Raw genomic sequence first — 14,115 nt, forward strand, 5'->3', positions numbered from 1 at the left:
CAAGGAGTCCATACTCATGGCATTGATTGACGCCATTCACGCGCGCGAAATCCTTGATTCCCGCGGCAATCCGACCGTCGAGGTCGAGGTCCTGCTATCCGACGGCTCGCATGGCCGTGCTGCTGTTCCTTCCGGTGCATCCACCGGCGCTTTCGAAGCAGCTGAGCGTCGCGACGGCGACAAAGACCGGTACCTCGGCAAGGGCGTACTGGGTGCTGTAGAGTCCGTCATCGACGAAATCGCCGACGAGCTGGAGGGCCTTGACGCCACCGACCAGCGCGCCATCGATGCCACCATGATCGAACTGGACGGCACTGCCAACAAGTCCAAGCTGGGTGCAAACGCCATCCTCGGCGTCTCCCTGGCAGTGGCCAACGCCGCTGCAGTGAGCGCCAACCTGCCATTGTTCAAGTACCTGGGCGGCCCTAACGCGCACGTACTGCCAGTGCCACTGATGAACATCCTCAACGGCGGCTCCCACGCCGACTCCGACGTGGACATCCAGGAATTCATGATCGCCCCGCTCGGCGCGCCGACCTTCTCCGAGGGCCTGCGCTGGGGCGTCGAGGTCTACCACAACCTCAAGTCCGTGCTGAAGGAGAAGAACCTCTCCACCGGCCTGGGCGACGAGGGCGGCTTCGCTCCGAATCTGCCAAGCAACCGCGCGGCTCTGGAACTGATCACCGAAGCGATCAAGCGCGCTGGCTACACCCCGGGCGAAGACATCGCCCTGGCGCTGGATGTCGCTTCCTCCGAGTTCTACGAGAACGGCGCTTACCAGTTCGAGGGCAAGGCGCTCTCTGCCCAGGAGATGAGCGACTACTACGCTGGCCTGGTTGCCGACTTCCCATTGGTTTCGATCGAGGATCCACTGGATGAAGACGACTGGGATGGCTGGAAGACCCTGACCGACGCCATTGGCGACAAGGTGCAGCTGGTAGGCGACGACCTGTTCGTCACCAACCCGCAGCGCCTGGCCGACGGCATCGCCAAGGGCACCGCCAACTCGCTGCTGGTGAAGGTCAACCAGATCGGTACCCTGACCGAAACCATCGATGCAGTGACCATGGCGCAGCGTGCCGGGTACACCACCATCACCTCGCACCGTTCGGGTGAAACCGAAGATGTCACCATCGCTGACATCTGCGTGGCAACCAACGCCGGGCAGATCAAGACCGGTGCACCAGCTCGCTCCGAGCGCGTAGCCAAGTACAACCAGCTGCTGCGCATCGAAGAAGACCTGGGCGCCTCGGCGGTCTACGCTGGCCGTAGCGCGTTCCCGCGTTTCAACAGCTAATTTTCAGTAATAGCGAATAAGCTCGTCGGTAGTGGATACCGGCGGGCTTTTCGTTATTTAATGGAATTATCTTGCCAAGTCCACGGCAACACCGCACGAAAAGCACCACGGGAATTGGGGGAGTATGGCTCAGCGACCACCGCGAATGCCTCGCCGTAATACTCCGGATCCGGCCGAAGAAGCCGTAATAACCCCGGTTGACCAGACGAAACATGACGGCGCAGGTTCCGAAGCTGAACCGCCTACCGACGCTCTGCGCATCGTCAAGCCACAAGCGCCGGCCAGGCAAACTCCTGCAACACCGCGCCCACCGAAGGCCGCTCCCGTTGCGCAGAAGCCCAGAAGCGTTGCCGCGAAGCCGAAATCGACGGCACGCCCAGCGTCAGATGCGTCACGTGAGCCGAAAAAATTTGCAGGAAATTACGCGCCGAAGCCGAAGGTGCCCCTGCGCGAACGTGCCAAGGAAAAGCAGAACGAACGCCGACGCGATGACCGGGTGAAGTTCTCTGCTGCCGTACGCCGCAAGCCGGGGCAGAAGCCGTCTGGCCAGAACCACGTCCCCGAGGGCGAACCCGTTGCTGCGCACCGGTTTTCCGGCCGTATCGCCGCCTTGATCGTAGTCCTGGCCTTCTTCGCAGTGATGCTCGTGCCCACGGTGAATTTCTACCGCACGCAGATGGCGGAACTGAACGAGCTGAATGCCTCGATTGAAGCGCTGGAGACGCAGCGCGATGACCTCAAGGCAGAGATCGCACGCTGGGATGACCCGCTGTACATCAAGCAGCAAGCACGCGAGCGGATAAACTTGGTAATGCCTGGTGAAAAGCTCTACATGGTGGTGGGTGAACGCCCTAAGGATGAAGAGACGCCCGCCGACGGCAACGGAAGCACCTTCGAGGTGCGCCAGGAACTTCCATGGGTTGATGCTTTGCTCGACTCCGTTCGACGTTCTGCCACTGACTAACCACTTTAAACACGAAGAGACTTATAACCGTGACTGAACAGCCAATCCGCGAAGCCCTTGACGCCGCCGGACGAGTACCCAGCGAAGCTGACCTAGACACCCTTTCCCGCCAGCTGAACCGCCCGGTGCGCGATGTGGTGGAGATCGGTGCGCGCTGCGTTTGCGGAAACCCTCTGGTAGCCACCACGGCACCGCGCCTTTCCTCGGGTATTCCCTTCCCCACCACCTACTACCTGGCGCACCCGATGATCACTGCGGCAGTTTCGCGGTTGGAAGCTGCCGGGTTGATGAACGAGATGAATGACCGCCTGGGTGAGGACGCGCAGCTGGCGCAGGCTTATGTAGCTGCCCACGAGTCGTACCTGGCCAACCGCGATGCGATTGGCCAGCGCTCGGGAACCGGGGCCGTTCCGGAAATCGCTGGGGTCTCCGCTGGTGGCATGCCGACCCGCGTCAAGTGCTTGCACGTGCTGGTAGGGCACTCGCTGGCTGCCGGCGAGGGCGTGAACCCGCTGGGTGATGAAGCGCTGGCTGGGATTGCCCAGTGGTGGACCAAGGACAAGTGCTACTGCGTGGGTGCTTGGGATACCGAATCCGAGGCCCCGAGCCGTGACCGCTCGCGCCACGTGAAGACCCAGGAACAGCAGGACCCAGCGGCCAAGCGCGCAGAACGCGCACGGAAGCGTGCCGTGCGTGAATCCGCACAGGGCGCTGACCAGGATGATGCCTAATGCGCGTGGCCGGTATTGACTGCGGAACCAACTCCATCCGTCTGCTGATCGCGGACATCGGGGCCGATGGCCAGCTGATCGACGTGCTGCGCACCATGCGCATCGTGCGCTTGGGCCAGGGCGTTGACGCTACCGGCGCTTTCGCTCCCGAGGCCTTGGAGCGCACCTTTGAAGCTGCTCGCGAGTACAAGAAGCTGTGCGATGAGCATGGGGTGGAAGCCATCCGTTTCGCAGCGACCTCGGCGGCCCGCGATGCATCGAATCGCGAGGTCTTCACCGAGCGGATCACCAAGATCCTGGGCGTCGCCCCGGAAGTGATCAGTGGTGAAGAAGAAGCCTCCCTGTCCTTTGCCGGTGCGGCTTCGGTTCGGGACGGGCAAAGCGGCAAGAGCCTGGTGATCGACCTCGGTGGTGGATCCACTGAATTCGTTCTCGGTGATGCCACCGGCCCGTTGGCAGCCAAGAGCCTGGACATGGGTTGTGTGCGCGTTACCGAACGGTTCCACCAAGCGGGATTGCGTTCGGACCAGGCCTTGGAATTCATGGACAGCACCTTGGAATCCTTGGCCGGATCGGTTGACGTTGCGCAGGTCGACGCGGTGATCATGGTTGCAGGCACTTTCACGACGCTCACCGCCCAGGCCCTGGGATTGAAGCAGTACGAGTCGGAAAAGATCCATGGGGCGCAGCTGAGCTTCGCCCAGATGCGCCAAGCCACCGCCAGCATGCTTTCCTACAGCCGGGAAGAGCGCGCGGCACTGGGCTTCATGCATCCGGGACGAGTTGATGTGATCCAAGCTGGCGCAGCCATTGTGCAACGCATCCTTCATTACCTTGAAAAGGCCAGTGGGAACCGCGAAATGGTTCTGATTGCTTCCGAACACGATATTCTCGACGGAATCGCGGCTTCAGCTGCCGCCGCCTGAACCTGTCACCCAGTCACCGACCCAAGGAGATGTCTTGAGCTCAGCTTTGCGTGCCAGGAAAAGAATGGGCTTCCTCAAGCTCGGCTCTCTGCTTGTCGCAGCGCTGTTGGCCTTCACCCTGCTCAGCGTGGGCGTACCTGCCCGCGCTGACAACATGCGTGAGTCCGAATACTGGCTCAAGTCGTTGGGCGTGGCCGAAGCGCACAAGACGACAAAGGGCGAAGGCGTCAAAGTCGCGATCATTGATACCGGCATTGATACCGCGCATCCAGACTTGAAGGGTGCCGTGGTTGGCGGTGCTGATATGTCCGGCTCAGGCGGAGACAAGGGCAACAAGCCCATAGGCGTCATGAGCGAGCACGGCACCTTGGTGGCTACCTTGCTCGGCGGGCGCGGCAACAACAAGGGCGAAATCAAGCGGGTTAAATCCGAGAACGAGCGCTTGAAGGCCGCGTGGGAAAAGGCCAAGAAGACCGCCGAAGACGAAGACGAGGACATTCCCCAGGAACCTGAGTACGAAAAGGTGCCAAAGCTGAAGAGCGGCAAGGACGGCGTGCTCGGCGTCGCTCCGGCAGCAGACCTGCTGTCTGTGTCGCTGTGGATGGGCGAAGGCAACCCGGCGAAGATTCCAGTGGAAACCCAGATCCCCCGTGCCGTGAAATGGGCCGTGGATTCCGGGGCCAAGGTCATCAACATGTCTCTCGGTTCAACCAGCCCGGCATGGCCGGAAAGCTGGGATGACGCCTTCAAGTACGCAGAAGACCATGACGTGGTTATTGTTGCCGCTGCAGGCAACCGTTCGGGCGGCATGAGCCAGGTGGGCGCCCCGGCCACCATTCCGGGAGTGCTGACCGTGGCCGGCGTTGATGCCAGCGGCAAGGCTTCGCAGGATTCCTCGACCGAAGGCATTTCCATCGGCGTTGCAGCCCCTGCCGAGCAGTTGGTCGGCGGCTTGCCAGATGACGGCTACGCGCGCTGGTCCGGTACCTCCGGCGCGGCTCCTTTGGTGGCGGGCGTGGCCGCATTGATTCGTTCGGAATACCCGAACATGAAAGCTCCTGAGGTCATCAACCGCATCCTGAAGACCGCCAAGGACACCGGCACAGCCGGCGTGGACAACCTCTACGGCTACGGAATCATCGATGCGCAGGCGGCAGTGACGGCGAGCGTCCCCTCGGTATCCGAGAACCCGCTGGGCACGATCAGCGAGTGGATTCGCGTGCACCGCCGCGACACCCAGAAGACTGCTGATACCCCAGCTCCGGGCGTCTCGATGGAGAAATCGGACCTCAAGCAGGTCGCGGCGCCAGATCCGGTTCTTCCCGATGACTCGGCACCGGCGCTTCAGCCGTTGCTGATCGTCGGCGGGGGAGTGCTCTTGCTGCTGGTGATCATTGCAGGCATCGCCCAGACCCTGGTGCGTCGTCGACGCGAGAAGGCTGCGGCGCGGCTTGGTTCGGCTTCCTTGAGTTCATTGAAAGTCCCGGATCAAGCTGGCGGCCGGGATCTGTTCGACGAGATTCCCGAAGAAGAGAAGTAAATAGCGGACAAAGCGGGGTGGAAACTGAAGATCCACCCCGCTTTTTCGCGCCTTCCGATGCTTAATTCGACAGGTTGGTGCGAACCTCGGCAGTCGGAAACGCCCATGCCTGGCGACGACGTGACACACCGAACGGAAATAGTTAGTGAATGTTTTCACTAACTCGAAAAATCCGCGTAGAATCAACAGTATGTCGATCATCGAAACCTCCCAGAAGCGTCCGCGTATTCTTATCGTCGGCGGTGGCTACGTAGGCCTGTACGTCGCGATGAAGTTGCAGAAGAAGGTCAAGGCACACGGCGGCATCGTCACCGTTGTCGACCCGAACCCGTACATGACTTACCAGCCATTCCTGCCAGAAGTTGCCGGTGGCCAGATTGAACCACGCCACGTTGTGGTCTCGCACCGTCAGCACCTGAAGCACTCCGAGCTGGTCAACGGCCGCGTGCTGAGCATCGACCATGCCAACAAGAAGGCTGTCATTGCTCCGGTCAACGGCGAGCAGTTCGAGCTGGAATACACCGATGTCGTGATGTCCGCTGGTGCGGTCACCCGTACCTTCCCCATCGCTGGCCTGGCTGAAACCGGCATTGGCCTGAAGACCATCGAAGAGGCCGTCGCCCTGCGCAACAAGGTTGCCGAGCGCATCGAGTCCGCTTCGAACATGACTGATCCAGTTGCACGCAAGCGCGCCCTGACCTTCGTGGTCGTCGGCGGCGGCTTCGCCGGCATCGAGACCATCGCCGAGCTGGAAGACATGGCCCGTCACTTGATCGGTCTCAACGACCGCATCGATGCGAAGGAAGCACGCTTCGTCCTGATCGAGGCCATGGGCCGCATCATGCCAGAAGTCACCGCCGAGCAGGCGGAGTGGGTTGTCGATCACCTGCGCAGCCGCGGCATCGAGGTCTTGCTGAACACTTCGCTGAACAATGCCGAAGAAGGCAACCTGGAACTGATCAACATGGCCGACAAGTCCCCAGCGGGCGAGTTCGGTTCCGACACCTTGATCTGGACTGCTGGCGTTATGGCCAACCCGATGGTTCGCTCCACCGATTTCCCAATCGAGCAGCGCGGCCGCATCGAGACCCGCACGGACCTTCGTATCAAGGATGCCAACGGCGAACCGCTGGAAGGCGCCTGGGCAGCCGGCGATATCTCGGCAGTCAAGGACGTCACCGGCGGCCTGCCAGACGGCACCTGCGTTCCCAACGCACAGCACGCAGTGCGCCAGGCCAAGCTGTTGGCGAAGAACCTGTACGCTGCGCGCTACGGTGTTGGCACCATCAAGGAATACAAGCACTCCAACCTGGGCGCAGTTGCCGGCTTCGGCCGCAACAAGGGCGTTGCCAAGGTTGTTGGCATCAAGCTCAAGGGCTGGCCAGCATGGATGGCACACCGCGGCTACCACGGCATGGCCATGCCGACCTTCGAGCGCAAGTTCCGCGTCGTTGGCGACTGGCTGGTTGCGCTGTTCTTCAAGCGCGATGCCCTGCAGCTGAACAACCTCGAAGCACCACGCACCGCTTTCGAAGAGTCGGCCAAGCCGAAGAAGTAGGCTTGAGCCGTAGTTGATCGACGATGATGCGAGGGGCCAAGCAATTGGCCCCTCGCGTACGTCAGCAAAGAAGGATTTTCTATTTGCTTTGCCGATCACGTAAAATTTGAGTGTCCTGCCCCTATGGTGGAATTGGCATACACGGCTGACTTAAAATCAGCTGCCGAAAGGCTTGTGGGTTCGAGTCCCACTGGGGGTACAGAATAAGGCCGTTGCTGTTCCGGATTTTCCAGTCAGCAGCGGTCTTTTCTTTTGCCTCAAGTGGGAGCGCATCCATCGTTCAACCTCAGGCATCGTGCATTCCACCAAAATCGTCTGCCAAGGCAACCTTGATGGTAGAACTTTCAAGAATATCGCTGACAGAGTAGTTTTTCTTCGGAAAAATGCCCTATATCATCCTTCCGACTGAGTGATTTCACAGCAATGCTCAATAGGATTAAGCAAAAGATCTTCAGCTAGCCACGTGCCGGCGCAATCGCAATCTATGGGGGAATGACGTTGGGCAATCCAATTTTTGGTTCCAGCAGCCGCTCTGATGCTTGGGGAACCAAGCCTGGAAGTGCTGTTGGATTCCGTGACACCGCAAATATGAGCGCAGACCAGCTGCAGCAGATGTACCAGCAGCCTGCTGCGACCAGTGCTGACACCGGCCGCATGACCATCGGAACCACGATCAACAAGACCGTGCTCTGCCTTGCCTTGGTTGTTGTTGGCGCCGCAATTGGCTGGGGCATGCCGGCCCTCATGTTGCCAGGTGCCTTGGTTGGCTTTGTCCTCGGTCTGATTAACGCTTTCAAGAAGCGCCCATCGCCTGTGCTCATCTTGCTGTATGCCGCAGCCCAGGGCCTGTTCCTTGGCGGTCTCTCCGGATTCCTTGAAAGCCGTCAAGGTATGCAGGGAATCGCTATCCAGGCTGTACTGGCTACCCTGTGTGTTGCCGGCGTAACCTTGGCGCTGTACCGCTCGGGCAAGTACCGCATGACTCCCAAGCTGAACAAGATGTTCATGATCGGCATGGTCGGTCTGATCGTCTTCTCGCTGCTCAACATGGTTCTGATGCTCACTGGCGTCATCGATGGCATGTTCGGCATGCGCCACGGCGTCCTCGGCCTGGTTATCGGTGTAGTTGCTGTACTGCTGGCAACTTACGCACTGGTTGCCGACTTCACCATGATCGAGGAACTGTCCAACCAGGGTGCTCCAGCCATCATGGCATGGCGCGGTGCCTTCGGCCTGACCATGACCCTGATCTGGCTGTACACCGAGATCCTGCGTATTCTCGCGATCCTGCGTGGCGACGACTAGCCGCAATAGCTTAGCTCGCAAGGACCAGTGCCCATTTCGGGCACTGGTCCTTGTGCGTTAATCACCTGTTCAAATATGAATTTTTATGATCGGCCGCAACCGCCTATGGCATGGAAAATGACAGCTTATTGGGCAGTCATGCGCAACTTTGGTTAGATTCTCCTGTAGCAATTCAGTTACTCAACTCACAACAAGTTTGGCAGGAAGAACGCAATGAGAGTCGATCAAACATCAGGAAAGCCGCCGGGCTTGGCGAAATCCCTGGGCAACTTGGATGCCCTGGCCCTAGGGTTCGGTGCCATGATCGGCTTCGGCTGGGTAGTGCTCACCGGTGGGTGGCTGGATAACGCGGGCACCATGGGGGCGGTCCTGGCCATGCTCGTTGGCGGTGGCATCATGGCCGTCGTTGGCCTGACCTATGCCGAATTGACCGCGGCCATGCCAAAAGCCGGGGGCGAGCACAACTTCATCCTGCGCGCCCTGGGAGCCCGGCCTTCGTTTATTGGATCCTGGGCAATTACCGGCGGTTATGTGACTATCGTGGCTTTCGAAGCGGTCGCTTTGCCGCGAACCGTGGAATACATCTTCCCGGGCATGAGCCAGATTCCCCTGTGGACTGTTGCCGGTTTTGAAGTAAACCTGACCTGGGCGTTGGTAGGCGTGCTTTCAGCGGTGGTGATCACTTGGATCAACATCCGCGGCGTGAAGCAAGCTGGCGTATTGCAGACGTTCGTGGTGCTCTTCCTGATGGTGATCGGCGTCTTGATGATCGTGGGAGCCTTTGCCGGCGGCGAAGCCAAGAACATGGAACCGTTCTTCACCCCAGGGACCAGCGGCTTCTTTGCCGTGCTGGTGGCGGTGCCATTCCTGTTCATCGGCTTCGACGTGATTCCGCAGTCCGCGGAAGAAGTGAATATTCCGGCCAAGCAAATTGGCAAGCTCGTAGTCGTCTCCGTAGTTTTGGCCACCATTTGGTACGTCATGGTTGTCCTGACCACATCGTGGGCCATGCCTGCATCGCAACTAGCTGGAGCTGACATTGCAACGGCGGATGCCTTCGGGGCCATGTTCGGTTCGGAGCTGATGGCCAAGGTGCTGATTGCTGGTGGCATCGCCGGCATCTTGACCTCATGGAACTCTCTATTGCTGGGAGCTTCGCGATTGGTCTACTCGCTGGCTCGAAGCGGCATGCTTCCTTCCTGGTTTGGCACATTGCATCCCAAGTACCGCACTCCAGCTAACGCCCTGGTCTTCATCGGCGGAATCTCCATGCTGGCCCCATTCTTCGGAGCTGAAATGCTGGGGTGGCTTGTGGATTCGGGAGCGCCAAGCATCATCGTGGCCTACTTCCTGGTCTCGGTCACCTTCCTCGTGCTGCGCAAGCGCGAACCCATGATGGATCGGCCGCTGCGCGTTGGCGGCAACGGAATTGCTGGAACTGTCATCGGCTGGACTTCAGTCCTTCTTACCGCCGCGCTCTTCAGCCTCTACATGCCCGGCATGCCGGCATCTCTGAGCTGGGAACCGTGGGCCATCTTCGCCATTTGGTGGGCATTGGGCGCAATTTTCTTCTTCAAGGTACCCGCAGGCATCAAGCCTGGTGAAGACGCTGAGGAGAGGGTCCTTGAAGCAGTCATGCGCCGCCGGAGATAGCACGCGCGAAGCGCCTGATGAGCCGTGGCTATCAAGTTGGCATGAGCAATAAGAGGCAGCCTGTGCAATCTGGTTACCCGTGGTAAGGGCAAATAAACATATTGAATTAGATTTCTAGGACCAGTGCCCATATCGGGCACTAGTCCTAGTTTTTTGTCACAATTGAGACATGGAACAAGAAGCTGTCTGGCAAACACGATAGCGTGGTTCCATGAAGAGCAGCCGGTTGGAACGTCTACGACGTTTTCGTGTTTCACTTCCGAGCCAGCCGGCGGAAACTCCCGCCACGCCAAGGCCAGATTTGACGGATTTCAAAAGTGCCGAGGACATGCCGTATGCCATGCGCATGGCAGCGGCGTGGGCTTGGCGTTTCCTGATCATCATCGCAGCCGTGGGCGTGCTGGTGTGGGCGCTGTCAAAAGTCTCCTTGCTGGTCATCCCGGTTTTCATCGCAGCGCTGCTGGCAGGGTTGCTCTCACCGGTTGTGAATACGATGAACTCCAAGCTTGCGGTACCTCGCGGGTTGGCCGTCGTCATTACTCTCATCGGCTTCCTTGCACTGGTCACCGCAGGACTATCGATTGCAGGGCAAAAGCTTTCGGCCGGATTTACCGCCCTGTGGACCCAAGCGCTTTCTGGCATCGAGCAGGTCCAGAACTGGCTGTTCAATGGCCCGCTCAAGCTGACCAACGACGACCTGCAGAAGGTGCTGGACGATACCCTCGTCCAGCTTCGCGGCAATGCCACCAACATCCTGAGTGAAGCAATCAGCTGGACCTCCGCGATCGGGCAGATCCTGACAGGCACATTGCTGGCCGTCTTCGCCTTGATTTTCCTGCTGCTTGACGGGCGCAAAATCGGTTTGTTCCTGGTGAACCTCTTGCCGCGCCGCGCCCGCCCGGCGATGGACGGAGCCTTGACCCGGGGCTGGGCCTCGCTGGTCACCTACGTGCGAGTCCAGATGATCGTTGCGCTGATCGACGCCATCGGCATCGGATTCGGTGCATTCTTCCTGGGCGTGCCACTTGCCATGCCACTGGGCGTCCTGGTCTTCATCGGCTCCTTCATCCCGATCGTCGGTGCACTGTTTACCGGCGCCCTGGCAGTTTTGCTCGCTCTGGTAGCCAATGGCTGGGTCAACGCATTGATCATGCTGGCCGTAGTGCTGCTGGTCCAGCAGGCGGAGTCCAACATCCTGCAGCCACTGATTATGGGCAAGGCAGTAAGCCTGCACCCGCTGGCAGTGGTCCTGTCAGTAGCCGGCGGCACCATGCTTGCAGGCATTCCGGGCGCGCTATTCGCCGTTCCGCTGCTGGCGGTGGTCAACGCGGTCGTGAAATACCTGTCGGGCCGAACTTGGGAAACCGACCAATTCGTGATTGAGCACTACGGAAGCCAAGTAGTGGCGCAGAGCCCGAAGGCGAGCGACCCAGCGAAGGCCGACCCGCCGGCTGCAGCTGCAGGCCCTGCCGCCGCACCAACAGCTTCGCCGGAAACCCGGCACCCTGAGTCCACAGCAGATGAGGAATAATCCATGAGCACCGAACCTACTTTGCCGGTTACGCTGGCTGATATCGAAGCCGCCGCTGAAGTACTCAAACCGGTTATTGCCCGCACCCCGGTGGAGCATTCCCGTGTTTTGTCCCAGCATGTTGGCGCCGAAGTTTTCCTCAAATGCGAGAACATGCAGCGCGCCGGATCCTTCAAGGTCCGCGGTGCCTATGTACGCATGTCCAAGCTCAGCGACGACGAGAAGGCACGAGGCGTGGTCGCCGCCTCGGCAGGCAACCACGCGCAGGGCGTGGCCCAGGCCGCCAGCCACCTCGGAATCAAGGCGCGAATCTATATGCCACGGGGCGTCGCCTTGCCGAAACTGACCGCGACTCGTGATCATGGTGCTGAAGTCGTGCTTTTTGGCGACACCGTGGATGAAGCGCTGGCCGAGGCGCAGCGTTTTGCCGACGAGTCCGGGGCAGTCTTCGTGCATCCTTTCGACCACCCGGACATCATTGCCGGCCAAGGCACCATCGGCTTGGAACTGCTCGAACAGCTTCCTGAGGTCGACACCGTGCTGATGGGTGTCGGCGGCGGTGGATTGCTGGCCGGCGTTGCCATCGCGCTCAAGGCCAAGGGCCGCGAACTGGGCCGCGAGATCAAGGTGGTGGGTGTCCAGGCGGAGAACGCCGCGGCCTACCCTCCATCCCTGGCCGCTGACGCGTTGGTCCCGCTGGATAACGTGCACACCATTGCCGACGGCATCGCTGTAGGCAAGCCAGGGCAGCTGCCTTTTGCGATCATCAAGGAATTGGTTGATGACGTGGTGACGGTTTCGGAAGATACGCTCGCACGAGCTCTGGTGGTGCTCCTGGAGCGCAACAAGCTCGTGGTGGAACCAGCCGGTGCGGTGGGCGTCGCGGCACTACTGGAGAACAAGCTGGAAGCGCACGGGATCAATCCGGCAACCACCGCGGTAATTCTTTCTGGCGGCAACATCGATCCGCTGCTGATGCTCAAGGTGATCCAGCGTGGCCTGTCTGCGGCCGGCCGCTTCTTGACCATACGCATGATGCTTCCAGACCGCCCCGGCTCGCTCGCGCAGATCTCCAACATCATCGCCGAATCGGATGCGAATGTCACCCGTCTGGACCACACCCGTATCGGTGGTTCGCTGTCCATGGGCGATGTCGCGATCACCATCGACCTGGAAACCAAGGGCCATGAGCATTCCAAGACGGTGCTCAATAACCTGCGCGCCGAAGGCTTCGACCCGCAGATCACCAATACTGCCGGCGGTTCAGTCGCCTAGCGCATAAGCAGCAAAGTCCGAAGGCCGCCAACCCAGATGGGTTGGCGGCCTTCGGACTTTGCATTGCAGCCTAGTTGCTAGGACTGGTAAGGCTTTGCAGAGATGATCTCAACCTTGATGTCGCGGCCGTTTGGAGCCAAGTACGACAGCTTGTCGCCGACCTTTGCGCCGTGCACGGCAACGCCAATAGGGGACTGCTCGGAGTAGACCTCGAGGTCGGTGTCGCCGGCAACTTCGCGGGAGCCGAACAGGAAAGTGGTCTCGTCGCCAGCGATATTGGCGACAACCAGCATGCCTGGCTCAACAACACCGTCATCGGCAGGAGCATCGCCTACATCGGCGCGGCGCAGCAGATCCTTCAGGTAGAGGATGCGCGCTTCGGCCTTGCCCTGCTCTTCACGGGCGGCGTGGTAACCGCCGTTCTCCTTCAGGTCACCTTCCGAACGTGCCTGCTCGATACGGGCAACGATCTCGGCACGTCCCGGGCCTGAGAGGAAAGTCAGTTCGTCCTGGAGCCGATCGTAGGCTTCCTGAGTCAGCCAAACGACAGGTTCGTTGCTGTTGGTGCTCACGTTGTACTTCCTTTGGTCAGTTAGGACTTCGCTTGGCCTTGGGACCGATAAGTGGTCCTAAAGCCGAAAGCCACCGAAACGGTGGCGTCGACGAAGTCGGATTCGGTACGGATCTGAGGGCTCACACGTTATGGGCGATGCAAGCAAAGACCCCGCCAGGCTCATGTCCTAGTACTCAGCTAGAACCATGCGCCGATGCGGGGCGAAACGTATCTTTTCAACGATAGTAGTCGCCAAAACGATTTAAGCCCAATAGATTCAGCTATTAGGGGATGAAGAAGCTGAAATATTAACCCTTGTATTCCTGCGGAACCTCGTAGCAGGACTCCACGCCAGCGGTGGTCGCCAGGTTGTCGGTGTGCAGGTCAATCTCCAGGCGTTGGGTGATGTGCCCGGTAGCTTCTCCAGGATCAAGCAAAATGGTGTCGTATCCGACGATGGCCTTGGATTCGTTCATCGCACGAATATCGCACTGCACGCGGTGCTTGGTGTTGTATTCGACTGCGACAATGGCCTTGGCCTTCGTTGCGGAAATGACCTCGAACTCGATGTCCTGCGCGCTGATGGCGCTGTAGTTGTTGAAGCCGACATAGGCGGCCCCCGCAACGCCGACGGAGAGCGCGGCAGCAATTAGCCAGTTACGCGTTTTCCTGGGAAGACTGCGTTTCTTGGGGTTGTTGTAGCGAGCCGTTAAGCTTGGATCAGACATTATTTGCCTTGCACCACTCTCTTGCCTGGCGGCATTTGAACTGGGAATGCCGTA

The 14,115-nt window shown here is 59.8% G+C and carries 12 protein-coding genes and 1 tRNA gene; 11 read left to right on the top strand and 2 right to left on the bottom strand.

The genetic code is table 11. The features are described 5' to 3' along the window. Positions 1-16 precede the first annotated feature (16 nt). The 11 genes from eno to ilvA all read left to right on the top strand — a co-directional run bounded on the left by eno (position 17) and on the right by ilvA (position 12,780). Positions 17-1,297 carry a phosphopyruvate hydratase gene (gene eno, locus ACWICV_RS11335; protein WP_105661703.1) on the top strand — a complete coding sequence of 427 codons (1,281 nt, stop codon included), beginning with the start codon at positions 17-19 and terminating at the stop codon, positions 1,295-1,297. Positions 1,298-1,442: 145 nt separating this feature from the next. Next, complete coding sequence (locus ACWICV_RS11340; protein WP_454152494.1) at positions 1,443-2,261, top strand: septum formation initiator family protein; 819 nt, start codon at positions 1,443-1,445, stop codon at positions 2,259-2,261. 29 nt (positions 2,262-2,290) lie between these two features. Continuing rightward, positions 2,291-2,992: a DUF501 domain-containing protein gene (locus ACWICV_RS11345; protein ID WP_454091034.1), complete on the top strand. Its 702-nt coding sequence runs from the start codon at positions 2,291-2,293 to the stop codon at positions 2,990-2,992. Next, a complete protein-coding gene (locus ACWICV_RS11350) occupies positions 2,992-3,918 on the top strand; it encodes a Ppx/GppA phosphatase family protein (protein ID WP_400290112.1) in 927 nt (308 codons plus the stop codon). The genes ACWICV_RS11345 and ACWICV_RS11350 overlap by 1 nt, the downstream gene beginning before the upstream one ends. Positions 3,919-3,952: 34 nt before the next feature. Continuing rightward, the gene (locus ACWICV_RS11355; protein ID WP_105657441.1) at positions 3,953-5,458 is read left to right on the top strand and encodes a S8 family serine peptidase; all 1,506 of its coding nucleotides are present in this window, start codon (positions 3,953-3,955) and stop codon (positions 5,456-5,458) included. A 190-nt stretch (positions 5,459-5,648) separates the two neighbouring features. Next, positions 5,649-7,016 (top strand): FAD-dependent oxidoreductase, encoded by a 1,368-nt coding sequence (locus ACWICV_RS11360; RefSeq protein ID WP_434691953.1) that lies wholly within the window; start codon positions 5,649-5,651, stop codon positions 7,014-7,016. A gap of 117 nt (positions 7,017-7,133) precedes the next feature. Beyond that, a tRNA-Leu gene (locus ACWICV_RS11365) sits at positions 7,134-7,215 on the top strand. A gap of 299 nt (positions 7,216-7,514) precedes the next feature. Next, the gene (locus tag ACWICV_RS11370; RefSeq protein WP_454091035.1) at positions 7,515-8,321 is read left to right on the top strand and encodes a Bax inhibitor-1/YccA family protein; all 807 of its coding nucleotides are present in this window, start codon (positions 7,515-7,517) and stop codon (positions 8,319-8,321) included. Positions 8,322-8,534: 213 nt separating this feature from the next. Beyond that, positions 8,535-9,974, top strand: coding sequence for an APC family permease (locus ACWICV_RS11375; RefSeq protein ID WP_454091036.1), 1,440 nt, complete (start codon positions 8,535-8,537; stop codon positions 9,972-9,974). Between the two features lie 211 nt (positions 9,975-10,185). Continuing rightward, the gene (locus ACWICV_RS11380; protein WP_454152495.1) at positions 10,186-11,505 is read left to right on the top strand and encodes an AI-2E family transporter; all 1,320 of its coding nucleotides are present in this window, start codon (positions 10,186-10,188) and stop codon (positions 11,503-11,505) included. A 3-nt stretch (positions 11,506-11,508) separates the two neighbouring features. Continuing rightward, on the top strand, positions 11,509-12,780 hold the full coding sequence (gene ilvA, locus ACWICV_RS11385) for a threonine ammonia-lyase (RefSeq protein WP_454091038.1): 1,272 nt from the start codon (positions 11,509-11,511) through the stop codon (positions 12,778-12,780). Between the two features lie 77 nt (positions 12,781-12,857). Here ilvA and greA read toward each other — a convergent pair whose 3' ends face one another. Both greA and ACWICV_RS11395 read right to left on the bottom strand, forming a co-directional pair. Beyond that, the gene (gene greA, locus ACWICV_RS11390; RefSeq protein WP_105657447.1) at positions 12,858-13,352 is read right to left on the bottom strand and encodes a transcription elongation factor GreA; all 495 of its coding nucleotides are present in this window, start codon (positions 13,350-13,352) and stop codon (positions 12,858-12,860) included. Positions 13,353-13,641: 289 nt separating this feature from the next. Beyond that, positions 13,642-14,061: a DUF4307 domain-containing protein gene (locus ACWICV_RS11395; RefSeq protein WP_105657448.1), complete on the bottom strand. Its 420-nt coding sequence runs from the start codon at positions 14,059-14,061 to the stop codon at positions 13,642-13,644. Positions 14,062-14,115: the final 54 nt, after the last annotated feature.

Source organism: Glutamicibacter sp. NPDC055354 (genome assembly GCF_053644955.1).